The 21,786-nt window shown below is 70.9% G+C and carries 21 protein-coding genes and 1 riboswitch; of the genes, 10 read left to right on the plus strand and 11 right to left on the minus strand.

Going from position 1 to position 21,786, the window contains the following annotated elements:
- The first annotated feature begins 84 nt into the window (after positions 1–84).
- The gene (locus tag DKM19_RS19755) at positions 85–1,041 is read left to right on the plus strand and encodes a carbohydrate kinase family protein (RefSeq protein ID WP_110697224.1); all 957 of its coding nucleotides are present in this window, start codon (positions 85–87) and stop codon (positions 1,039–1,041) included.
- 53 nt (positions 1,042–1,094) lie between these two features.
- On the opposite strand, the gene DKM19_RS19760 is transcribed toward DKM19_RS19755, so the two are convergent.
- On the minus strand, positions 1,095–1,553 hold the full coding sequence (locus DKM19_RS19760; RefSeq protein ID WP_110697226.1) for a hypothetical protein: 459 nt from the start codon (positions 1,551–1,553) through the stop codon (positions 1,095–1,097).
- Positions 1,554–1,750: 197 nt separating this feature from the next.
- The gene (locus DKM19_RS19765; RefSeq protein ID WP_110697228.1) at positions 1,751–2,755 is read right to left on the minus strand and encodes a helix-turn-helix domain-containing protein; all 1,005 of its coding nucleotides are present in this window, start codon (positions 2,753–2,755) and stop codon (positions 1,751–1,753) included.
- A gap of 71 nt (positions 2,756–2,826) precedes the next feature.
- On the opposite strand from DKM19_RS19765, the gene DKM19_RS19770 reads away from it, so the two are divergent.
- The 5 genes from DKM19_RS19770 (at position 2,827) to DKM19_RS19790 (ending at position 7,505) form a co-directional block, all read left to right on the plus strand.
- Entirely contained in the window at positions 2,827–3,285 is a 459-nt protein-coding gene (locus DKM19_RS19770) for a rhodanese-like domain-containing protein (RefSeq protein WP_204358877.1), read from the plus strand.
- Between the two features lie 397 nt (positions 3,286–3,682).
- Complete coding sequence (locus DKM19_RS19775) at positions 3,683–4,666, plus strand: ABC transporter substrate-binding protein (RefSeq protein WP_110697232.1); 984 nt, start codon at positions 3,683–3,685, stop codon at positions 4,664–4,666.
- Positions 4,663–5,451: an ABC transporter permease gene (locus tag DKM19_RS19780; RefSeq protein WP_110697234.1), complete on the plus strand. Its 789-nt coding sequence runs from the start codon at positions 4,663–4,665 to the stop codon at positions 5,449–5,451. Before DKM19_RS19775 ends, DKM19_RS19780 begins: the two co-directional genes overlap by 4 nt.
- Complete coding sequence (locus DKM19_RS19785) at positions 5,448–6,242, plus strand: ABC transporter permease (RefSeq protein WP_239514336.1); 795 nt, start codon at positions 5,448–5,450, stop codon at positions 6,240–6,242. The genes DKM19_RS19780 and DKM19_RS19785 overlap by 4 nt, the downstream gene beginning before the upstream one ends.
- A gap of 258 nt (positions 6,243–6,500) precedes the next feature.
- Entirely contained in the window at positions 6,501–7,505 is a 1,005-nt protein-coding gene (locus tag DKM19_RS19790) for a methyltransferase (RefSeq protein ID WP_110697235.1), read from the plus strand.
- A gap of 503 nt (positions 7,506–8,008) precedes the next feature.
- Here the strand turns inward: DKM19_RS19790 and DKM19_RS19795 are convergent.
- From DKM19_RS19795 to DKM19_RS19815, 5 genes are all read right to left on the minus strand, one after another.
- The gene (locus DKM19_RS19795; RefSeq protein WP_110697237.1) at positions 8,009–8,851 is read right to left on the minus strand and encodes a hypothetical protein; all 843 of its coding nucleotides are present in this window, start codon (positions 8,849–8,851) and stop codon (positions 8,009–8,011) included.
- Positions 8,851–9,648, minus strand: coding sequence for a MerR family transcriptional regulator (locus tag DKM19_RS19800; protein ID WP_110697239.1), 798 nt, complete (start codon positions 9,646–9,648; stop codon positions 8,851–8,853). Before DKM19_RS19800 ends, DKM19_RS19795 begins: the two co-directional genes overlap by 1 nt.
- Before the next feature lie 148 nt (positions 9,649–9,796).
- The gene (locus tag DKM19_RS19805; protein WP_110697241.1) at positions 9,797–10,420 is read right to left on the minus strand and encodes a DUF1707 domain-containing protein; all 624 of its coding nucleotides are present in this window, start codon (positions 10,418–10,420) and stop codon (positions 9,797–9,799) included.
- A gap of 195 nt (positions 10,421–10,615) precedes the next feature.
- The gene (locus DKM19_RS19810) at positions 10,616–11,908 is read right to left on the minus strand and encodes a serine hydrolase (RefSeq protein WP_239514337.1); all 1,293 of its coding nucleotides are present in this window, start codon (positions 11,906–11,908) and stop codon (positions 10,616–10,618) included.
- Positions 11,909–12,113: 205 nt separating this feature from the next.
- A complete protein-coding gene (locus DKM19_RS19815; protein WP_110697243.1) occupies positions 12,114–12,587 on the minus strand; it encodes a low molecular weight protein-tyrosine-phosphatase in 474 nt (157 codons plus the stop codon).
- 117 nt (positions 12,588–12,704) lie between these two features.
- Between DKM19_RS19815 and DKM19_RS19820 the strand changes: the two genes are divergently transcribed.
- The 3 genes from DKM19_RS19820 to cobM all read left to right on the plus strand — a co-directional run bounded on the left by DKM19_RS19820 (position 12,705) and on the right by cobM (position 15,477).
- Positions 12,705–13,094, plus strand: a complete 390-nt coding sequence (locus tag DKM19_RS19820; RefSeq protein ID WP_239514338.1) for a pyridoxamine 5'-phosphate oxidase family protein — start codon at positions 12,705–12,707, stop codon at positions 13,092–13,094.
- The gene (gene cbiE / locus DKM19_RS19825; protein WP_110697247.1) at positions 13,087–14,460 is read left to right on the plus strand and encodes a precorrin-6y C5,15-methyltransferase (decarboxylating) subunit CbiE; all 1,374 of its coding nucleotides are present in this window, start codon (positions 13,087–13,089) and stop codon (positions 14,458–14,460) included. Before DKM19_RS19820 ends, cbiE begins: the two co-directional genes overlap by 8 nt.
- Before the next feature lie 273 nt (positions 14,461–14,733).
- Positions 14,734–15,477 (plus strand): precorrin-4 C(11)-methyltransferase, encoded by a 744-nt coding sequence (gene cobM, locus DKM19_RS19830; RefSeq protein WP_110697249.1) that lies wholly within the window; start codon positions 14,734–14,736, stop codon positions 15,475–15,477.
- Positions 15,478–15,638: 161 nt separating this feature from the next.
- Here the strand turns inward: cobM and DKM19_RS19835 are convergent, their stop codons facing one another.
- Positions 15,639–16,712 (minus strand): cobalt-precorrin-5B (C(1))-methyltransferase, encoded by a 1,074-nt coding sequence (locus tag DKM19_RS19835; protein ID WP_110697251.1) that lies wholly within the window; start codon positions 16,710–16,712, stop codon positions 15,639–15,641.
- Between the two features lie 263 nt (positions 16,713–16,975).
- On the opposite strand from DKM19_RS19835, the gene DKM19_RS19840 reads away from it, so the two are divergent.
- Positions 16,976–17,740 (plus strand): cobalt-precorrin-6A reductase, encoded by a 765-nt coding sequence (locus DKM19_RS19840; protein WP_110697253.1) that lies wholly within the window; start codon positions 16,976–16,978, stop codon positions 17,738–17,740.
- On the opposite strand, the gene DKM19_RS19845 is transcribed toward DKM19_RS19840, so the two are convergent.
- The 3 genes from DKM19_RS19845 to DKM19_RS19855 all read right to left on the minus strand — a co-directional run bounded on the left by DKM19_RS19845 (position 17,728) and on the right by DKM19_RS19855 (position 21,586).
- Positions 17,728–19,254 carry a precorrin-2 C(20)-methyltransferase gene (locus tag DKM19_RS19845; protein WP_110697255.1) on the minus strand — a complete coding sequence of 509 codons (1,527 nt, stop codon included), beginning with the start codon at positions 19,252–19,254 and terminating at the stop codon, positions 17,728–17,730. The two genes, DKM19_RS19840 and DKM19_RS19845, sit on opposite strands and share 13 nt — an antisense overlap.
- The gene (locus DKM19_RS19850) at positions 19,251–19,877 is read right to left on the minus strand and encodes a precorrin-8X methylmutase (protein WP_110697257.1); all 627 of its coding nucleotides are present in this window, start codon (positions 19,875–19,877) and stop codon (positions 19,251–19,253) included. Before DKM19_RS19850 ends, DKM19_RS19845 begins: the two co-directional genes overlap by 4 nt.
- Positions 19,874–21,586 (minus strand): precorrin-3B synthase, encoded by a 1,713-nt coding sequence (locus tag DKM19_RS19855; RefSeq protein ID WP_369989377.1) that lies wholly within the window; start codon positions 21,584–21,586, stop codon positions 19,874–19,876. Before DKM19_RS19855 ends, DKM19_RS19850 begins: the two co-directional genes overlap by 4 nt.
- Positions 21,549–21,751: riboswitch (cobalamin riboswitch) on the plus strand. It overlaps the preceding gene by 38 nt.
- The last annotated feature ends 35 nt before the right edge of the window (positions 21,752–21,786 follow it).

The raw sequence follows: 21,786 nt of genomic DNA on the forward strand, positions 1-21,786 counted from the left end.
TTCGCGGCTCGCCTGATCTTTGGAAGTACTGAGCCGTATGGTCAAAAAGGCACTTAATGCCCAATTGAGAGATGAAGGCGGCTGATGGTCGACTATGACGTCCTGGTGGTCGGCGGCACCGGTGTGGACACGATCGTGCGTGTCGACGCGCTGGTCGTACCCGGGGGAGACTCCGTCGGCGTCCCTCCGATCCGCGACTACGTGGGCCACTCCGGGAACGGCGTGGCACTCGGTTTCCACGCCCTCGGCCTGCGCACGAAGTTCGTCGACTTCATCGGCGACGACCCGCAGGGGCGGCTGATCCTCGACAGGTACGCCGCGGTCGGGCTCGACTTCAGCCACCTGCCCGCACCCAACGGCACGCCGCGCAGCGTCAACCTGGTGGACGGCCGGGGACGGCGCTTCTCCTTCTACGACGGCAGGCACCCGGCGGACCTGAGGCTGCCGCCCGAGTTCTACCTGCCCTTCCTCGAAGGCTGCGGGCACGTGCACATATCGCGTGCCTACCACCCCGGCACCGTGTTCGACGACGCCGAGCGTCTCGGCAGGTCCGTCTCGACGGACCTGCACTCCTGGGACGGCCGCGATCCCTGGGCGCACCCCTACGCCTTCCGCTCCGACCTGGTCTTCATGAGCGCGGCGACGGTCGGTGACCGGTGCGAGGAGGTGATGCGCCACATCCTCGACGGGGGTCGCGCCGCCGTGGTCGTCGCGACCGGCGGCGCCGACGGTTGCCGGATGCTGGCACGCGCGGACGGTGTCGTACGGGCCTTCCCCGCGGTGACACCCGAGCGGCCCGTCGTGGACAGCAACGGCGCGGGCGACGCGTTCAGCACCGCCTTCACCCGGTCGTGGCTGGCCGGCGCGGAGCCGGAGGAGTGCGTGCTGGCGGGCTCGGTCTCCGGGGCGTACGCCTGCGGCAGCCCGGGCACCCACGAGGAGATGATCGATGCCGCCACTCTCGACGCCGCCTGTGCCCGTCTGCGCCACGCGCGGCCGGAAGCCCCTCGGGAACGGCCGGTGCCCGTCACCCCTGAATGACCGGCGTCCACGTGCCCGGCCGGCGGGGCGGGCTCGGAGGTCGTAACCGGGGTTCAGCCTACTTTGCCATGCCGATCCCGGACCTTGAGAGTGATGGCGTGGGAGCTCCCGGACGTGACGGGAAGCAGGAGGGCGACCGAGGCGACGGCGAGGAGTCCCAGCGTCACGACGTTCAGGGCCTTGTCGAGGGTGTTGTACATGTGGAGATGCTGCATGTGGTAGATCAGGTGCGGAATGTTGAAGGTCAGCCATACCAGCCCGGTGACGCGCACGATGGTGTCGTTCCGCACGGAGCGCAGGGCGATGAGGCTCAGCACGGCGAGTGCTGTGAACATGGCGCCGGCGTCCTTGGAGAGGTGCTCGTTGTACGGGCCCAGCTGCGGCAGCCAGCTGAGTCCGAAGCCGGGAAAGTGGCCGAACCAGTGGCGTGGGGCGAAGTAGGCCCAGAGACCTGTGTAGGCACCGGCCAGGGCGAGTACCGCCAGGATGACGCGGCGAAGGTTGACGCTCATACCTGAAAGACGAAACGGGAGCCGGATATGTGAAGTCGTTCTCCGCCGACAGGACGACGTGGCGCCGGAGAAGGTGACGGTCACCGGCGCGGGGTGGGCTCGCCGCCGGGCGCCGCCGCGCTCGACGCGCGGCCGTGGTCATCGGGGCGGGCCTCGCCGGGCCGGAGACGGCCGAGGTGATCCTGGGTGCCGTCCCGCTACAGGGCTCGCGGGGCCGGCCCCACCTCGCCGGTGTGGAACGCCCGGCGGTAGGCGGTGGGGGAGGTCCGCATGATCCGGCCGAAGTGGTGGCGGTAGGTCACGGCGGTGTCGAAGCCGGCCGCGGCCGCGATCTGCTCGACGGAGGCGTCGCCGGTCTCCAGCAGCGGAAGGCTGGCCTGCACCCGCTGGGCGATGAGCCAGCGGATGGGGCTGGTCCCCGTCGCTCTCGCGAAGTGGCGCAGGTAGGTGCGCGTCGACATGTGCGCCTGGCGGGCCAGGATCTCCACGGTGAGAGTCTCGGGGAGATGCTCCAGCGCCCAGGCCATGTTGCGGGCGATCCGGTCGTCGCCGGGGCCCGCGGTCACGGGCGTCTCGATGTACTGGGCCTGCCCGCCGTCGCGGTGGGGCTGGATGACCAGCCGGCGCGCGACGGCGTTGGCGATCGTCGCGCCGTGGTCCTTGCGGACGAGGTGTGTGCACACGTCGAGGCCGGCCGCACTGCCCGCGCCGGTGATCACGTCGTGCTCGTCGACGTAGAGGGCGTTCGCGTCGACGCGGACCTTGGGGTAACGGCGGCGCAGCAGGTCGGCGTGGCGCCAGTGGGTGGTGGCCCGGCGTCCGTCGAGCAGTCCCGCGGCCGCCAGCGCGAACGCGCCGGAGCAGATGGAGACGATGCGTGCCCCCCGCCGGTGCGCCAGCCGCAGGGCCGCTGTCAGCTCCGGTGCCGGATCGCCGGTCACGTCGGGGACGCCGGGGACGATGACCGTGTGAGCCGCCGAGAAGACCTCCAGGCCGTGCGGGGTGTCCAGGAACGCGCCGCCGACGACGCGCACCGGCCCCGGCCCCTGCGCGCACACCGTCAGGTCGTACCAGGGGACGTCGAGCTCCGGACGGGGCAGGCCGAACACCTCGGTGACGATGCCGAGCTCGAAGGCGGACATTCCGTCGTAGGCCAGTACGGAGACGGACCGGCCGGGGCGGGTGATCTGCGAGACGCGCATGGCGCTAACTTAGCGAACGGCGTCGTTCACGCCACTGTCCGAGGGGCTCCGTCCCCACCAGGATCGTGGGCATGTCCTCCGTGCTTTCCATCCCGCCGGCCACGCCGGCGCAGGCCGCCGCCCACTTCGCGGCCCGGCTGTCCTTCGAGACCGATGTCAGTGACGTTCACGCCGACCTGGAGGCCCGTGCCCCCGGACTCGTCGTGATCGACTCCCGCAACACGCAGGCCTGGGAGCAGGGCCACCTGCCGGGCGCCGTACACCTGCCGACCGCGGAGATCGCCGCGCGGGCGTCGAGCCTGATCGATCCGGCCGCGGTTGTCGTCACCTACTGCTGGGGACCCGGCTGCAACGGCGCGACCCGGGCCGCGCTGGCGTTCGCCACGCTCGGCTACCGGGTCAAGGAGATGATCGGGGGTTATGAGTACTGGGTGCGGGAGGGTCTCCCGGTGGAGACGGCCGACGGCCGCCACGCCCGCCGGGTCGACGACCTGACCGCCCTCTCGTCCGGCATCGCGTGCGACTGCTGACGCGAGCGGCGGCGAACCGAGGCGAACACGATCGACTACCTTCACATAACTCACTTTTATCTCAAAATAGCACATGGCAGCTGTAATCAGACAATGGCCTTTCGTTCGGTGACCGTGCCATTCCGCAGAGTTGCGAAATTGGTTTCTTGACATGTCCCGTGATTCCCGCTAAATAACTCCATCCACCGGCCGGGGTGGTTGGCGGGCGGTTCACATATGGCATATTTGATATTTAAATGAGTTGGATAATATATTTGCAATTAGGGTGATCTTTTCCCTATTCTGATCCGCGGTCGGCATAGTCCTTGATCCCGCGCCTTCGGGGTCCCCTCGTGCCGTCCGGTGAGTTGCACGGCGAGTTCCGTCCGACGCGATCGAACGCAGCTAAGGAGACCTCATGAGGTTCGGACTTGCGAGCCGGGTGGTCATCGCAGGCGTCGCCGCCACTCTGGCGCTGAGTGCCTGTACCGGTTCCGGCGAATCGGCAGACACCGCGGCGAACACGGGTGGCCTGGAGAAGACCCAGCTCAAGATCGGGGCGTTGCCCATCCCCGACTCGGCCGCGCTCTACATCGCGAACAGCAGGGGCTTCTTCAAGGAAGAGGGTCTCACCGTCACCATCGAGTCGGTCGCGGGCGGGGCGCAGGCCCAGCAGGCCCTCGTCGGAGGCTCCCTGGACGCCACCCAGACCAACTACGTCTCGGCTTTCCTCGCCGTCTCGGCCGGCATCAAGATGAAGGTCATCTCGGACCTCTACCAGGCCGCCCCGGACGCGTTCGACATCATGGTGCCCAAGGACTCCCCGATCAAGACGCCCGCCGACCTCAAGGGCAAGAAGATCGCGGTCAACAGCAGGAAGAACGTCGGGACCCTGGCGGTGACCGCGCTGCTCAAGACCCAGGGGCTCGCCGAGACCGACGTCGAGTTCCTGGAGTTCCCCTTCCCCGAGATGGCGGACAAGCTCAAGACCGGCATCGTCGACGCCGCGTGGATGACCGAGCCGCACCTGACCGCCGTCCAGAAGACCATCGGGGCCCAGAAACTCGCCGACACCATGGTCGGCCCCCTGGAGGGCTTCCCCGTCGCCGGCGTCGTCGTCATCGAGGAGTTCGCGAACAAGAACCCCAAGACGACGGCCGCCTTCCAGCGGGCGATCGCCAGGGCCCAGCAGATCTCCGCCGCCGACCGCAAGGCCGTCGAGGAGATCCTGCCGACCTATACCAAGATCGACGCGGCCACGGCCGCCGTCATCACGCTCGGCACCTTCCCCGCCGGCGTCGACGAGGCCCGGCTGCAGCGGGTGGCGGACGTGATGCTGGAGCAGGGCTACCTGAAGAGCAAGATCGAGGCCAAGACTCTTCTTCCCGGAAACGCCGGGTGATCGAGCGCAACCCCCTCGACAGCAGACTGTTCTGCGGCGCCGCCGGCGTCGCGGGACTGTTCTGCGTGCTGGAGGTCGCCGGCCGGACGGGGCTGATCGACCCGCTCGCGTTCCCGCTGGCCTCCACGGTGGTGGGCCGGGCGGCCTCGCTCGTGACCGACGCGGAATTCCTCTCCGACGTCGCCTCGACCCTCGGCGTGTGGGCCCTCGGCCTGCTGGTCACCGTCGCGGTCGCCGTACCCGCCGGGTTCCTGCTCGGAAGCCTGCCCCGCGTGGAGGGCGCGCTCCGGCCGATCACGGAGTTCCTCCGCCCCATCCCGTCGATCGCGCTGATCCCGCTGGCCCTCACCCTGTTCTCCGACAGGTTCGACATGAAGATCACCCTGATCGCCTACGCGGCGGCATGGCCCGTCCTGATCAACACGATGTACGGCCTCAAGGACGTCGACCCGCTGGCCAAGGAGACGCTGCGCAGCTTCGGGTTCGGCCGGCTGGCCGTGCTCTGGCGGGTATCGCTGCCGAGCACCGCCCCGTTCATCGCCACCGGCGTCCGGCTGGCCTCCGCGATCGCGCTCATCGTGGCGATCAGCGTGGAGCTGCTGGGCGGCGGCTCCGAGGGCATCGGCAGTTTTGTCCTGGAGACGGCCGGCGACCTGAACCCGATGGAGTACATCATCGCCGCAGCCCTCTGGGCCGGCGTCATCGGCGTGGTCACCAACGGCCTGTTCGTGCTGGCGGAGCGGCGCGTCTTCCGCTGGCACAGCGCCCGTACGGAGGCGGCGTGACGAAGGGCGTGCTGCGCGTCATCGGCCGCCTGTGGCCGGTGCCGGCGGTCCTGGTGCTCTGGGAGCTGATCACCCGCGGCGCGGAGCTGCCGGCCTTCCCGCCGCCGTCGCGGATCGCCGCCGCCATGTACACGATGTGGCTGACCGGCCCCGCCGAACGGCTCTGGCTCAGCGACGCGGCACTGACGAACATCCCGGCGAGCGTCGGCCGCCTGCTGGCCGGATGGGCGCTGGCCGGAGTCGCCGGAGTCACGCTCGGGGTCGCGCTGGGCCGCTCCCCGCTGCTCTTCCGCTTCGCGGACCCCCTCATCCAGTTCGCCCGGGCCATCCCCCCGCCCATGCTGCTGCCGTTTTTCATGGCGCTGTTCGCGATCGGGCCGCGGATGCAGATCAATGTGATCGCGTTCGGCATCGTCTGGCCGATTCTGATCAACGCCTGCGAGGGCGCCCGGCACGTCGACCGCCAGCACCTGGACGCCGCCACGGTCTTCGGGTTGCGCGGCAGGGAAAGACTGTTCCGGATCATCCTGCCCTCGGCCATGCCGAAGATCTTCGCCGGGCTGCGGGTCAGCCTGTCGCTGGCGCTGATCCTCATGGTGATCTCCGAGCTGGTGGGCAGCACCGACGGGATCGGCTTCCAGCTTCTGGACGCCCAGAGGTCGTACGACCTGGCGGGTGTGTGGGGGAGCATCGTGCTCCTGGGCGCCCTGGGCTACGCGTTCAACGCGGCGTTCCTCGCGGTCGAACGACGTGTGCTGTCCTGGCACCGCTCCGCCCGGCAGCCGGCCTGATGCCCTGCCACTCCCGAGATCACCGAACCGGTCTCCACCCGCACGAGCCCGCACCGGCCCTGCGCCCTGCACGAGCCCCGCGCGGAGACGTCGCTCAAGCGCCCGCGCAGGCCGCCCGCACGAGCCCGGCGGGCCTCTTCGGCCGATACGCCGAGGCGGTGCCCGCGTGCCACACTCACCGCTCGTCACATCGACGTGCCGGAAACCGAACAGGCCCGCCGGAAGACCACCTCGGCGTGCCGGATGAAAGGAACACGAATGAGCGACCCGCAAGCGCCGATCTGGGATGCGATCGGCGGGGTCTCCCGCTTCACCGCCCTGGCCGCGATGGCCGAACTGGGCTGCGCCGACCACCTGCGAGAAGGTCCCCTGAGCGTCGACGAGCTCGCGGCGCGCTGTGACGCGGACCCGTCCGCGCTCGGCAGGATGCTCCGCCAGCTCGTCTCCATGGGCATCGTCGCGACGACGGCCCCCGGGATCTACGAGCTGACCGAGGCCGGCTCCACCCTCCGCAGCGACGCGCCCAACTCGTTGCGCCCCGCCGTACGAATGATCATCGAGGAGGGCTTCTGGTACGGCATGGGCAAGCTCCCGCTGAGCGTGCGCACCGGCAGGTCGGGCTTCGCCGAGCACCACGGGCCCCTGTACGGCTACCTCAAGGCCAACCCCGAGGCCGGAGCGCTGTTCGACGACTACATGACGTCCAGGGCCTGGCCGTTCGCGGAGGCCGTGGCGTCCCGCTACGACTTCTCCGGTGTGCGCACCCTGGTGGACGTGGCCGGAGGCAAGGGGCACATCCTGGCCGCCATCCTGAACGCCTGTCCGGAGATGCGCGGAGTGCTGTTCGACCAGGAGCAGGTGGTCAAGGGCGCCTCGGAGTTCTTCGCCGAGGCAGGCCTTGAGAACCGGTGCGAATACGTCGGCGGCGACTTCTTCGTCGCGGTGCCCCCCGGTGGGGACGCCTACCTGCTGGGCAGCGTGATCCACAACTGGTCCGACGAGGACGCCCTGCGGATCCTGCGCAACATCAGGAGCGTCATGGCCGACGACGGCCGTGTGCTGCTGGTGGAGATGGTCGTCCCCGACGACGACCTTCCCCACATCAGCAAGGACCTGGACATGCGGATGCTCGCCCTGTTCGGGGAGGGCATGGAGCGCAGCACCTCCGAGTACGGCGAGCTGCTGAGCAGGGCCGGTTTCCGGCTCACCCGGCAGGTCGAGCTGCCGGGCGGGGCCGCCATCGTGGAGGCACTGCCGATCTGAGCCGTGGGATCCCCCGAGCGGATCCCGCGTCCGATGGCTGCGGGCGCCACGGGGCAGGTGAGGTGAACCTTCACGTCACCGGCCCCGGCACCTGGGCGCCCACAGAATCGGCGAGCCGGAGGAGAGCCGGCGGGCCTGCCTCATGCGGACCCGAATCTGCTCGCTGTCCGGGGATGAGCGTTCACCGGGCCGGACCCGGATTCCTGAAAAGGGATCGTGCCCCGGGAAGGTCAGGACTGTCTGCCGACCGGTAAATACATATGTGAGGATTCCGTTACATGAAGTGATTTCTTATAGTTGGACCTCTTGGCTGGGCCCAATGCCCGGACCTGCTGCATGGGAGTGAGTATTTCCCTCCGGGATCTAGAGCCTTCGCCTGGGTTTTTGCCACCTGGGGATTTCATGAATTCGCATGGAGATGGCTTTTTAAGCCTTCCGCAACCGGTGTCGTGGAGCAAAGACTCGCCGGAAAGGCCATCCCAGGAATTTCCCCTCAAGGCGGGTCAGGGGGCGTCGCGGGGCTGGAGGGGCCGCAGGGCGTTCAGGGCGGCGTTCGGAGTGTCGGCGAAGAAGCGGATCGTGGTGACCTCGACGCGGCCGCCGAGGGGGCGGACGGCGGTGATCGGTTCCGTCAACTCGACGATCACGTTGGTCTGGGAGGACACCGCCACGCCGAGCCGCCCGTCCACCGCGGTGACCATGCCGGACTCGTTGTAGTTGCGCGACAGCCGTACCGAGGAGATCAACTCGCGGGGGACGCGCAGGTCGAAGTACGCGCCGTAGCGGATGCGCAGTTCGTCGGGGGTGACGACGTGGGGCCGGGTGACGCAGGCCGCGCCGAGCGCCAGCCCGAACACGATCCCGTAGAGGTCGATGACCAGCACCAGGACGCGCAATCCGTCCGAGACGTCGAGCGCGATCAGCAGGAGATCCACCGCCACCGTCTCCACGATCATCGCAAACAGGATCACCAGCAGTAGCGGCGTCTGCTCCTTCGAGTACGGCACGGCGGTGGCTCCGGATGGCACGCCGTTGCGGCGCCGCCCCATCCACAGGACGAGGCTCGCCATGCCCTTCAGCTCGAACTCCGTGACCTTGCGCACCTGTACGGGTACCAGACGATGGAAAGTCGCCAGGAGCGCCGCCCGCCGGCCCGCGCCGCCCCGGCGTTCGGACCGGAACAGCCGGTACGCGGTCACCGCCTCCAGAACGAACACCGACACCACGGCCAGCTCGGCCACCACGATCACCGGGACGGGCAGGGACACCCCCGAGATGAGCAGGGTCATGAGCAGCAGCTCCGCGGGCAGTACGGCGAACAGCGCGGCGCGCGCGACCTTGAGCATCACATTCTCTCCTTCAGCAGGATCATGACGAGCCGGAACACCTCGACCTGGGCGGGGGACACCTCGGCGTGCATCGTCTCCATCCACCGTCTGCCCTCCGTGTCCTCCGCCGGGCCCGATCCGGGCGGGCGCAGATGCTCGGGAACCGCGTCCAGATTCGCGACTATCACCGTCGCCATCTCATCGGGGACGTGGGCGGCGAGGTCGGCGGCGAGCGGGGCGATGCGAGGATCGCCGGAGTCCGCGTCGGCGAGTTCGTCGAGCCGCCGGTAGAGGGCGTGCGATCGAGCGAGGGCGTCGGGTTCGGTGAGCGGGCGCATCAGGTCGAGCATCCGGGCCCGGTCGGCGGGACCGGCCACGGTGTCCATCAGCGCCAGCAGCTCACGGTCGATCTCGGCGAACTTCGAGCCCTCGGCGGGAAGGTCGCGCAGCACCGCCGCCATGTCGGGAGAGACCGTCGAGTCGGGATGCAGGTCTGTCTCCGTGAGCAGCACGGCCAGCCGGTTCCGGCTGGCGCCGATCGCCTCCTGCTGCCTCGCCAGGTCGGCGTCCAGCTCCAGGAGCACCTCACGCAGCTCCCGGCCCCGGTCGTCGGCCAGGACGTCACGGATCTCGTCCAGCGACAGGCCCAGCTCGGTCAGCCGCCGCACGCGGGCAAGGGCCACCGCATCACGCAGCCGGTACTCCCGGTAGCCGTTGGCCAGCCGTACGGGCTCGGGCAGGAGACCCAGGTGGTGGTAGTGGCGCACGGTCCGGGTGGACACCCCGACCAGCGCGGCAAGCTCGCCGATCCGCATGCCCTCATTAGAAACGTTGACGCTACGACAAGGTCAAATCGGCATCCGCGGTGCGTCGGCCCCGATGCCCGCAGGCGCCCCCGCGGGGCGGATCGGCGGCGCGTTCAGCTCCTCCGCGGCGAGACCCAGAGCCGCGAAGGTGCGACTCTCACGACTCGAGCTTCTTGTTGTTCTTACGCGACTTGCGCTTGACGTCGACCCCGCCCATGAGGGCCATCCCGGTGACCACGATCCTGGGCGCGTTCGGGCGGCCGACTCCGCTCGCCTGGTCGCCGAACCCGCCCATGATCCCGACCCCGGTGACGAACACCTCGGCGTCCTCGGGCACGATCACCTCGATGCCTCCCATGAGGGCGAACGCCCGGATCTTTATCTCACCTCCGGTGAACACCGCCTCACGCAGGTCGATCTTGCCGCCGCCCCAGAAGGCCAGGGCGGTGAAGTTTCTGGGGGCCCGCCAGCGGCCGGTGCGGTTGAACCCGCCCATGATTCCGACGGCGACCGTGCTGGTCGGCGCGCCCGCCTGCTGGCCGGCGTAGTTGTCGGTGTAGCTCCGGGCGGCCGCCGAGGAAGGAAGGTCCGGCAGGTCGCGAGTGAGAAGTTCCAGATCGGCGTAGGTCTTGGCGGTGTAGACCGCGCCGAGCCTTTCCTGGAACTCTTCCATGGTCAGTCGGCCGTCGCCGGCCGCGTTGCGGAGGATTGCAGCAGTTTGGTCGCGGTCGCCGTCAGCGGCTCGTATTTCCCGCGGGTCCCGGTCCGGAAGGGTCGACATACTTGGAGACTAGATGATCGGTTCAGGGGGTAGGAAACGCGGGCTACAGGCGATCGCAGAATGAATGGGCGGCTCCGTTCCGCCGCCCATTCCACGGCCTCTCCCACGGCGGGTTCTCGATCAGAGGCGAACGGCGTGACGAGGTCATTCGCCGGGTGGTTCGTGAAGACCGGGGTGAGGCGGACGGCTTCCCGGTCAGAAGTAGGTGGAAGTGAGGTCGGTCGTCGGCCACGAGGTCACCGCGCCCGCCGCCTTGCCGAGAATCGGGTCGATCCCGTCGAAGTCGGGCGAACCTGTCTCCTCGCGGCGGTTGAACACGGCGCAGTAGGAGACGCCGCTGCTCAGCCGGGCCAGGAAGGTGAACGTGCCGGGCATCGACCCGGTGTGCCAGGTGTTGAGGCCGCTGCCCGAGGTCCGGACATACCAGCCGCCGCCGTACCAGGACCCGCCGCTGGTGATCCCGGTCTCCGGCTTGGCGAACAGTTTGGCGATCGAGGCCGCGTTGAGCACCGGGCCGGCGGCGTCGAAGACGGTGGAGAACTTCACCATGTCCACGGCGGAGGCGAGCCAGCCGCCGTTGGCATCCTGGTTGGGCATGTTGAAGCCGCCGTAGGGGAACGGCACCGTGGCGCCCGACTCGTCCACCACGGACTTGGCGGTGTACTGCGACTCGTAGGGCACCTCGGTCGAGACGGCCTCCGACTTGAGGCTGCGGCCGAGTCGCATCCGGCTGATGCCGGCCGGAGTGAGGAGCTTCTGCTTGACGTACGACTCGTAGCTCAGGCCGGAGACCTTCTCGATGATCCGGCCGAGCAGCATGTAGCCGTAGTTGCTGTAGACCATCTTGGAGCCGGGGGCGAAGTCGAGGGGGCGGGCCGTGGCGTAACGGATGATGTCCGCGTGGTCGATCGGCAGCGGCACGTCCAGCGTGGCGGAGATCTGGTGGTCTATCCAGAGCTGGTCCACCGAGACGTCCCGGTCCCAGCCGCCGAGGTGCTGCATCAGGCGGAGCACGGTCACCTGCTGCAGCCGGGGGTCGGCCGTGGCCGAGAGCCCGAGCAGCGTGGTGACCGGGGCGGACAGGCTGAGCTTGCCGTCCTGGACCAGGCGCATGATCGCGGCCGACGTGATGTGCTTGCTCAGGCTCGCGATGCGGAACAGCGAGGTCGGGGTCACCGGCGGCGGAATCGGTGAGCCGTTCCTGAACCTGTAGCCCCGGGCCAGTAGGATCTTGCCCTTCTTGGCGACCGCGAGCTGCGCGCAGGAGATCTTGCGTTCGGTGATGAAGGTCTTCATGGCGGTGTCGAACACCGCCAGGGCGGCGGGGACGACACCGGAGACGGTCATGACCGGGATCAGGGTCGGATGGACCGTGGGGTGAGGGGGAGGGGGCAGGAAGGTGGGCCGGGGGGAGGGAGGCATCAGCCCGAGAGCGGGCACGAACCCCGCGCCGACCTTGAGCATGTTCCGGCGGCTGAGCAGCGCCACGTCTGGCCTCCTGAGTCACTTAAGCATCAGAAAAACCAATATTGTACGGATATTTTTGACACTTCCGGTCGTCCCGTATGCCCGCCGGGCGCGTTCACAGGCAGGGCCACCTGGACGACCGGCCTGTGAATTACTTTGTAAAGGGCGCGACGCCGCGATGACCAGGGCGGGAGCGGGAGACTCGGGGACCGGGAGGAACCGGGTCTCACCTGAGCTTGTCCGCCAGATATCCGGCCAGGCCCTCGGAGGCCGCTTCGACCATCTTCAGCACCTCGGAGAAACCCTCGCCGTCGCCGTAGTAGGGATCGGGAACCTCGGCGCCCTCGGGCGCGGCCGGGTCGAACGAGCGGAACAGCCGCACGTCGGCGCCGGCGGGAGCCAGGCGGCGCAGGGCGCGCAGGTTCTCACCGTCCATGGCCAGCACCAGATCGATCTGCCCGTACCAGTCGCCCAGGAACTGCCTGGCACGGTGCAGGGAACCGTCGTAGCCGTGGTCGGCGAGCGTGGCGGCGGCCCGCTCGTCCATCGGCCCGCCCTGGTGCCAGCTCCCGGTGCCCGCGCTGTCGACCGTGACGAGGTCGCCCAGACCGTGGTCGGCGAGGGTCTTCCTCAACACGACCTCGGCCATCGGGGAGCGGCAGATGTTTCCCAGGCAGACCAGACACACGCGGTAGCTCATGCCTACCAGGATGCCGCCTTCCGGCGGTGCGCCCGCCGACCCCCGGGTCGAGCGGTCTAGCATGTCGCCCGGTATCAGGACATGTAAGACACTAAGGACATAAGGAAAGGGTGGGAGTTGAAGGACCTCGGAGAGGGATTCCGCGACTTCTGGCGGGAGCGTCACCTGTGCACGCTGACCACCGTGCGCGCGGACGGCACGCCGCACGTCGTCCCGGTCGGGGTGACGCTGGACGTGGACTCCGCGACGGCGAGGGTGATCACCTCGGGCGGCTCGCACAAGGTCCGTCACGTGCTCGCCGCCGGAGACGAGGGCGCGGCGGTCGCGGTCTGCCAGGTGGACGGGCGCCGCTGGTCGACCCTGGAGGGGCGGGCGGTGATCCGCAGGGATCCCGCCTCGGTCGCCGACGCCGAACGCCGGTACGCCGAGCGCTACCGGCAACCCCGGGAGAACCCCGCCCGCGTCGTGATCGAGATCAAAATCACCCGGATACTGGGCAATGTCTGACACCGTTCCCGTTCCCGTCTCCGACGCCGTTCCCGTTCGCGGTTTCACCGCCGGTCCCGCCTCTGAGACCGTTCCTGACCCTGCCACCGTTTCCGGCCCCGGCTCCATCGCCGGTCCGGACACCGTCGCCGACGCGGTCGTCACCGTCGTCGGCATCGGCGCCGACGGCTGGGAAGGTCTTTCCCCGGCGGCGCGGCGCGAGCTGCACGCCGCCGAGGTCCTGATGGGCAGCGTCCGGCAGCTCGCGCTCGTCCCCGAATCGGCCGCCGAACGCGTCGCGTGGCCCTCGCCGCTGCTCCCGGCCCTGCCCGCGCTGATCGCCTCTCACCGGGGCCGCCGGATCTGCGTGCTGGCCAGCGGCGACCCCATGTTCCACGGAATCGGCACGACGCTGGTCCGGCTGCTCGGCGCGGACCGGGTCCGGGTGCTGCCGCATCCGTCGGCGGTCTCCCTGGCCTGCGCCCGGCTCGGCTGGGCCGTCGACCAGGTCGAGGTGGTCAGCCTCGTGACGCGGCCGGCCGAGTCGCTGCACACCGCGATCCACGCCGGCCGCCGCGTCCTGATCCTCAGCGCGGACGGCCGCACCCCGGCCCGGGTCGCCGAGTTGCTCACCACGCGCGGGTACGGCGGGAGCCCGATGACAGTCCTGGAGCGTCTCGGCGGCACGGAAGAACGCGTGATCTCCGGTACGGCGTCCGGCTGGTTCCTCTCCGCGGCCCATGACCTCAACGTCGTCGCCGTGGAGTGCCGCGCCGACGCCGGCACGGTGCCGCTGCCCTGCCTCCCGGGCCTGCCGGACGAGGCGTTCGAGCACGACGGCCAGCTCACCAAGAGCGAGGTGCGCGCGGTGACCCTGTCCCGGCTGGCGCCCGTCCCCGGCGAGCTGCTGTGGGACGTCGGCGCGGGGGCGGGCAGCATCGGGATCGAGTGGATGCGCGCCCACCCGGCCAACCGGGCGGTCGCGGTGGAGAACCACCCCGAACGAGCCGTCAGGATCGCCCGCAACGCCTCACAACTGGGCGTCCCCGGCCTGAAGGTGGTGACCGGCGCCGCTCCGGCCGCGCTCACCGGGCTGGAGCGGCCCGATGCCGTCTTCGTCGGGGGCGGGGTGACCGCCGCCGGAATGGTGGAGGCCTGCTGGGAGGCGTTGCGCCCGGGCGGGCGTCTGGTGGCCAACGCGGTGACGATCGAGTCCGAGACCGTTCTGGCCTCCCGGTACGGCGAGCTCGGTGGTGACCTGATCCGGCTGGCGGTCGGCAGGGCGGCCCCGGTGGGAGGGTTCACCGGCTGGCGGCCCATGATGCCGGTGACGATCTGGACGGCCGTCAAGCCCTTCCCCCGGACGCCGGGCAGTGATGACGCATAAAAAAGCGGCGGTGCGCGGCGGACCGGAGGGTCGTCAGGCCGTTTCCCGGACGCCGGGCGGTGATGACGCATAGAGGAGCGGCGGTGCGCGGCGATCTGGACGGTCGTCAGGCCGTTTCCCCGGACGCCGGGCGGTGATGGCGCGTAGAGGAGTGACGGTGCGCGGCGGAAGACGGCGCGCCGGGACGGGTCGTGTTCGCGTGGGTGCGGTTGGAGTGGGGTGTGTTCGGGTGAGAGGTGTTCACGTGGGACGTGTTCGGGCGGGGGACGAACGATGACGGTGCGGTTCATCGGAGCGGGTCCCGGGGCGGCGGACCTGATCACCGTGCGGGGGCAGCGGGCGATCGCGTCCTCGCCCGTGTGCCTGTACGCCGGATCCCTGGTCCCGGCCGAGCTGCTGGAGTCCTGCCCACCGGGAGCGCGGCTGGTCGACACCGCGAGGATGGCGCTGGAGGAGATCCTGGCGGAGTTGCTCGCCGCCCACGAGGCCGGGCACGACGTGGCCCGGCTGCACTCCGGCGACCCGTCGGTGTTCAGCGCGATGGCCGAGCAGATGCGGCGGCTGGACGCGGCCGGGGTTCCCTACGAGGTGATTCCCGGCGTGCCCGCCTTCGCCGCCGCCGCGGCGTCGCTGAAGCGTGAGCTCACCGTGCCCGGCGTGGGCCAGACGATCGTGCTGACCCGGACCTCGGTGCGTGCCACGCCCATGCCCGACGGCGAGGACCTGGACACCCTCGGCCGCAGCCGGGCCACGATGGTCCTCCACCTGGCGGTGCAGCGCATCGAGGCGGTCGCCGAGGAGCTCGTCGCCAACTACGGCGCCGACTGCCCGGTGGCCGTGGTGGCCAGGGCCAGCCGGGACGACGAGGTGATCCTGCGCGGCACCCTGGCGGACATCGCGGGCCAGGTCCGCGCCGCGGGGATCCTCCGCACCGCGGTGATCGTCGTCGGACGCGTGCTGACCGCCTCGGAGTTCCCCGACAGCCACCTGTACTCGGCGGCCCGCTGCCGTGACTGAGCCAGATGCCCCTCCTCGGGTGCCGATCGCCGTCCGCCGTGGCTGAGCCGGCTCATCCCGCAGGGCAGATGATCGTTCCCGTACGGCCGATTCATCGCGCGACCGACGATCACCTCACGACTGGTCCATTTCGTGCGACAGGCGATCAGCCCGCGACCGGTTCATTCCGCGCGGCCGACGATCACGCCTGCGCGGTCGATGACCACCACGTCCACCGCCACCGGCGCCTCGCGCAGCACGCCGACGGCGGTCAGACGGGCCCGTTCGGCGATCAGGTCGCCCAGCGGCAGGCCCGCCTCCTGGCAGAGCCGGAGGGCGTGCAGCGCGGTGTTGGCGGTCAGCACCTGCCCGGCCAGGGTCTCCGTACCACCCGCCGACCGGACGATCTCGGCGAGCATGCCCGGGTTGACCTGCGAGCGCCCGGAGTGAAGGTCGAGATGGCCGTCGGCGAGCTTGGAGAGCTTGCCGATGCCCCCGGCGATGGTCAGCCGGGGGACGGGGTGCCTGCGCAGATACTTCAGCACGGCTCCGGCGAAGTCGCCCATGTCCAGCAGGGCGTCGTCCGGCAGCCCGTACAGTTCGGCGGCGACCTTCTCCGACGTGCTTCCCGTGCATCCGGCGACGTGGGTGTAGCCCGCGGCCCTGGCCACGTCGATGCCGCGCCGGATGCTGTCGATCCAGGCCGAGCACGAGTACGGCACCACGATGCCGGTCGTGCCGAGGATCGACAGCCCGCCCAGGATTCCCAGGCGGGGGTTCCAGGTGCGCAGGGCCAGCTCCTCGCCGTGCTCCACCGAGATCTCCACGACCACGTCACCGCTGCCCCCGTGCCTGGCGGCGACCTCGGCGACGTGCTCGCGCATCATCCGCCGGGGCACCGGGTTGATCGCCGGTTCGCCCACGTCCAGCGGCAGACCGGGCTTGGTGACGGTGCCGACGCCCGGGCCCGCCACGAACACCACCCCGGTGCCTGGGGCGCCGTGCCGTACCGTCGAGGAGATCAGCGCGCCGTGCGTCACGTCGGGGTCGTCGCCGGCGTCCTTGACCACCGCGGCCATGGCCCGCTCACCCGTCAGCTCCTCCCTGGCCAGCGCGAACGCCGGGCGCTGGCCCTTGGGCAGCGTGATCTCCACCGGGTCGGGGAAGTCGCCGCCCAGCAGCGCGGTGTAGGCGGCGGTGGTGGCCGCGGTCGCGCAGGCGCCGGTGGTCCACCCGTGGCGCAGGGGCGCGCTCATGGCGTGAGAGTCGATCGGTACGGCAGGGCGACGTCCTGCGGGGAAGGGCACGGCGAGGCGATGACCCGCGGCGGGGGGGACGGCGGAGCGATGCCCTGTGACAAAGGGCGCGTCGGGGGGCGGTGCCGGGTCGAAGGATGTGGCGGGGCGATGGTTCGCGGCGGGGCGGTGCCCTGTGGCGGAGAGCACCGCAGGGCGAGGTCCCGCGCCGGGGGACACACAGAAGACACGGAATACGCAGTGGATACGGAGAAGGTGACGGTGTGCTGAACATCCTGGTGCTGGGTGGCACGGACGAGGCCAGGCGGCTGGCCGCGGCGCTCGCCGGGCGTGACGGGATTCACCTGGTGTCCTCGCTGGCAGGCCGGGTGCGCAACCCGAAGCTGCCGGTCGGGGAGGTGCACGAGGGTGGTTTCGGCGGCCCGGAGGGACTCGCGGCCTGGCTGGCCGAGCGCCGCATCGACGTCGTCGTGGACGCCACGCACCCGTTCGCCGCGCGGATGACCGCCTCGGCGGTCGAGGCGACGGCCGGGGCGGGCGTGCCGCTGCTGATCCTGCGGCGCCCCGGCTGGCAGGAGGGCCCCGGTGACGACTGGCGCTGGGTGCCCTCGCTCGCCGCCGCCGCCGAGCTGCTGCCCGAGCTGGGGGAGCGGGTGTTCCTGAGCACCGGCCGCCGCAGCCTGCCGGTCTTCGCGGACCTCGACGGCCTGTGGTTCCTGGCCCGTTCTGTGGACTCGCCGGAGCCTCCCCTCCCGCGCCGCCTGGAGGTGCTGCTCAGCCGAGGTCCGTTCACGGTGGAGGGGGAGCTGGCGCTCATGCGTGAGCACCGGGTGGACATGCTGGTCACCAAGGACAGCGGGGGCGAGATGACCACGGCCAAGTTGTTCGCCGCCCGCGAGCTCGGGCTTCCGGTCGTGATCGTGCGGCGCCCGCCCCCGCCTGACGGGGTCGCCGCGGTGGAGACGGTCGAGGCCGCGGTCGCCTGGCTGGAGACCGTGGCGGGCCCCGAAGGCGTTCACGCCGGGTAGCGACGGGGGGTGAACACCACCCGGCCGCCGTCGCCCCGCTCGGCCACGCGGGTGGTCGAGGATCCCACGATCAGCAGGCAGCGCATGTCGACCACGGCCGGGTCGAGCTCGCCGAGCGTGGTGAAGATCATGCTTTCGCCCGCCCCGCCGACGTCACGGCCGATCACGACGGGGGTCTCCGGCACGCGATGCTCCAGCAGCAGGTCCCGTGCGGCGGCCACCTGCCAGGTGCGGCTCTTGGAGGCCGGGTTGTAGATCGCCAGGACCAGGTCGGCCTTCGCCGCGGCGCTGATCCGCTCGGCGACGACCTCCCAGGGCTTGAGCAGGTCCGACAGCGACAGCACGCAGTAGTCGTGGCCTAGGGGCGCTCCCGCCCGGCTCGCCACCGCGTGCGCGGCGGTCAGGCCCGGCAGGACCCGCACCCGGACGTCGGCGAACCTCGGCTCGCACGCCACCTCCAGCACCGCGCTGGCCATGGCGAACACCCCCGGGTCGCCCGAGGAGACCACCGCCACCCGGGATCCGGCGAGGGCCAGCTCCAGCGCGTGCGCGGCGCGTTCGGCCTCCACGCGGTTGTCCGTGGGATGGCGGAGCTGGCGCGGGTTGTGCGGGACCCGGTCGAGATAGGGGCCGTACCCGATGAGCTCGTCGGCGGCGGCCAGCGCCTCCTGCGCCTCCGGCGTCAGCCACGGCCGCCCGGCCGGGCCGAGCCCGACCACGACCACCTCGCCCTGAGCCCGCGCGTCCGAGGTCTCGGCCTCGCGCGCGGGCACGGCCGGCCCGGCGTTGGCAGGGCTCGGGATCAGGGCCAGCGAGAAGTACGGCACGCTGTCCGGATCCACCTCGGCGAGCGGGGCCAGACGCTGCTCGCCGGTGGTGGCGCGCTCCACGTACCAGGCCTCGTCGAGACGCCCGGCCGTGGCCAGCGCGTCGCGGACCTTGGTGAACGTCCGGCCGAGCTTGAGCACCGCCGCCGAGTCGGTGGCGGCCAGGCGCTCGGCGAGGACCTCGGCGGGGAGCGTTCCCGGCAGCACGGTCAGGATCTCGTCCCGTTCGACCAGCGGGCGCCCGAGGACGGCGGAGGCGCCGCTCACCGACGTCACGCCGGGGACCACCTCGGTGGTGTAACGGTGCGACAGGCGTTTGTGCATGTGCATGTAGGAGCCGTAGAAGAGCGGGTCGCCCTCGCACAGCACCACCACGTCGCGCCCGGCGTCCAGGTGGACGGCCAGCCGCACCGCGCAGGCGGCGTAGAAGTCGTCGATGGCCCCCTGGTAGCCGCCGGGGTGGTCGGTGGTCTCCGTGGTGAGCGGGTAGATGAGGGCCTCCTCGATCTGACCCTCCCGCAGGTACGGCGCGGCCACCGATCGGGCGATGCTCCGGCCGTGCCGGGCGCTGTGGAACGCGATCACGTCCGCCTCGCCGATGAGGCGGGCGGCCTTGACGGTCACCAGCTCGGGATCCCCGGGCCCGAGCCCCACGCCCCAGAGCCGTCCAGTCGCCATGTCGCTCATTCGTCCTCGCTCGCTATCGCGTTGACCGCGGCGGCGGTCATCGCACTTCCACCACGGCGGCCGTGTACGACCAGATACTCCAGGCCCGCCCGATGTTCCGCGAGGGCCTGCTTGGACTCGGCGGCGCCGATGAAGCCGACCGGTATCCCGAGCACGGCGGCCGGTCGCCCGGCGCCCTCCTCGACCATCTCCAGCAGCCGGAACAGCGCGGTGGGCGCGTTGCCGATCGCGACCACGGAGCCCTCCAGCCGGTCGCGCCACAGCTCCAGCGCGGCCGCGCTGCGGGTGGTGCCCATGCGCTCGGCGAGCTCCGGCACGCGGGGGTCGCCCAGCGTGCAGATCACCTCGTTGCCGGCGGGAAGGCGGCGCCGGGTCACCCCGGAGGAGACCATCGTCGCGTCGCACAGCACCGGGGCACCCGCCCGCAGGGCCCTACGGGCCGACGCCACGACGCCGGGCGACCACCCGAGGTCGGTCACCAGGTCGACCATCCCGCAGGCGTGGATCATGCGGACCGCCACCTGGGCGACGTCCGCGGGCATGCCGCCCAGGTCGGCCTCGGCGCGGATGGTGGCGAAGGAACGGCGGTAGATCTCGGCGCCGTCACGGACGTAGTCGATCACATTTCCCCTCTGGCGGCCGTCATCGCGGCCGCGGTCTCTTCGATGTCGGCACAGGTCAGGCTCCGGCCGTCCAGGTCCAGGCGGTACCCGTCGCCGGTGGCGACCACGTCCGCGACTCGTCCCCTGGGGCGACCGCAGCGCCTCTCGCAGCCCGCCCAGTGCACGGGGAGCGTACCGGTGCGCGGGGAATCCACCACATACGGGGTGACTTCGCCTGACTCGGAGACCGCCGATTCGGCCCGCGCCCCGGAGTCGCTCCCGGCTACGGCTCCGGCTCCGGGGCCGATCCGGCTCCCGGTTCCCGTCTTGATCCCGTCCTCGACTCCCGGATCGGTTCCGCTCCCGGCCCGGGATCCGGAACCGACCTCGATCTCCGCCCCGGTGCCGGTCGGGGCGTTCCGTACCGCAGTGATGGCGAGGGCGGCGTCGGCCTGCACGTCCGCCAGCGACTTGGCACAGCCGGGACGGCCGGTGCAGGCGGTCACGCCGATCCACGGCGAGGCGGGGTCGGTGACCAGACCGGCCTCCGCCAGCCGGGCGGCCGTCCCGGCGACCTCGTCCGGGGACAGTCCGGGCAGGACCATGCCCCGCCACGGTGTGAGCCGTACCTCTCCGAGAGACGCCACGTCGGCGAGCAGCTCGGCCTGGGCCGAGGTCAGCCGCCCCAGGGGCACCGCGACTCCGAGGGCGACCCGCCGGCCGGTGTCCGCTCCGGCTCCGGGGCCGGTCGGGTCGTTCCGTACCGAGGTGCCGGTGGTCGAAGGCGACTGCTCGATGACGCCCACGGGTCCGAGCCCGGTGGGACGGAGCCGCAGGGGATCCACCGGCTCGGCGGAGGTGAGCGAGGTGCGCGTCCGGGCCGTGACCTGCGTTGGGCCGTGATCGAGGAGCGGCCGGTCCTCGCGGGGGTGGGTGCGTGTCCGGGCCGTGGCCCGTACGGGGTTGTGATCGAGGGGTGGCGAGCCCCCGGCGAGGCGGGCGCGCAGGCGGGCCGCGATCCGGGCGGGGCCGTCGTCGAGCTCGCCGATGCGCCAGGCGGTGATCTCCTGGGCGGCCAGTTCCGCGAGGAAGTCCTCGGCGGCGGCGAGCAGGGCCCACACCGCCGCGTCCAGGGGGACGCGCAGGCCGCTGTCGGCGCCCGCGAGGATCACCGCGGCCTCGTCCGGGCCGGTCGGCAGGATCGTGGCGTCGGCGCCGAGCCCGGCGACGTCGCCCCGGCCGTCGTCGAGCGCGAACATGAACCGTCCGGGAAGGGCGGCGAGGCCGGGCCGGGCACACAGGCGCCGGTCCAGCTCGGCGACCAGCGGGGTGACGTCGGTGAGCCCGCCGCCGTCGAGCCCGGTCAGGGGAGAGGCGAGGACGTTGCGGATCCGTTCGTGGGTGAGGGAGGGCAGCAGGCCCGCGGCCGCCATGCGGTCCGCGAACGCGGTTCCCTCACCCAGGCCGCGCACCTGGACGTTGGCCCGGGAGGTCAGCTCGATGACACCGCTGCCGTACGTGGAGGCGGCTCCGGCGAGTTCGCGCAGCTGGGAGGCCGTCAACCTGCCTCCGGGAACGCGGACGCGCGCCAGGCCGCCGTCGGCGGCGGCGTGTACCTGGAGCGCCCCGGGACAGGCGTCAAGTCGCGATCGTCCTGAAAAGTGCGCAATGACCACGCTCAGGATGTTAACGCCAGTTTCTTGCAAGGATGGGGACTGCCGTAGTGTCATCACTGCGATGGAAGAGGGAGGAAGCCGGTGTGAGTCCGGCGCGGTCCCGCCACTGTAACCGGGGAGCGAACCCCACCCGGGCCACTGTCCGACGACGGGCGGGAAGGCCGGGGTGAGCACCGATCCGGGAGCCAGGAGACTCCAGCCGTCGTAGCCGACGACGACCCGGGGCGAGGACCCCGAGGGAGGAAGCTCCGTGC

This window comes from Streptosporangium sp. 'caverna', from assembly GCF_003203775.1.
Classification (GTDB): domain Bacteria; phylum Actinomycetota; class Actinomycetes; order Streptosporangiales; family Streptosporangiaceae; genus Streptosporangium; species Streptosporangium subroseum.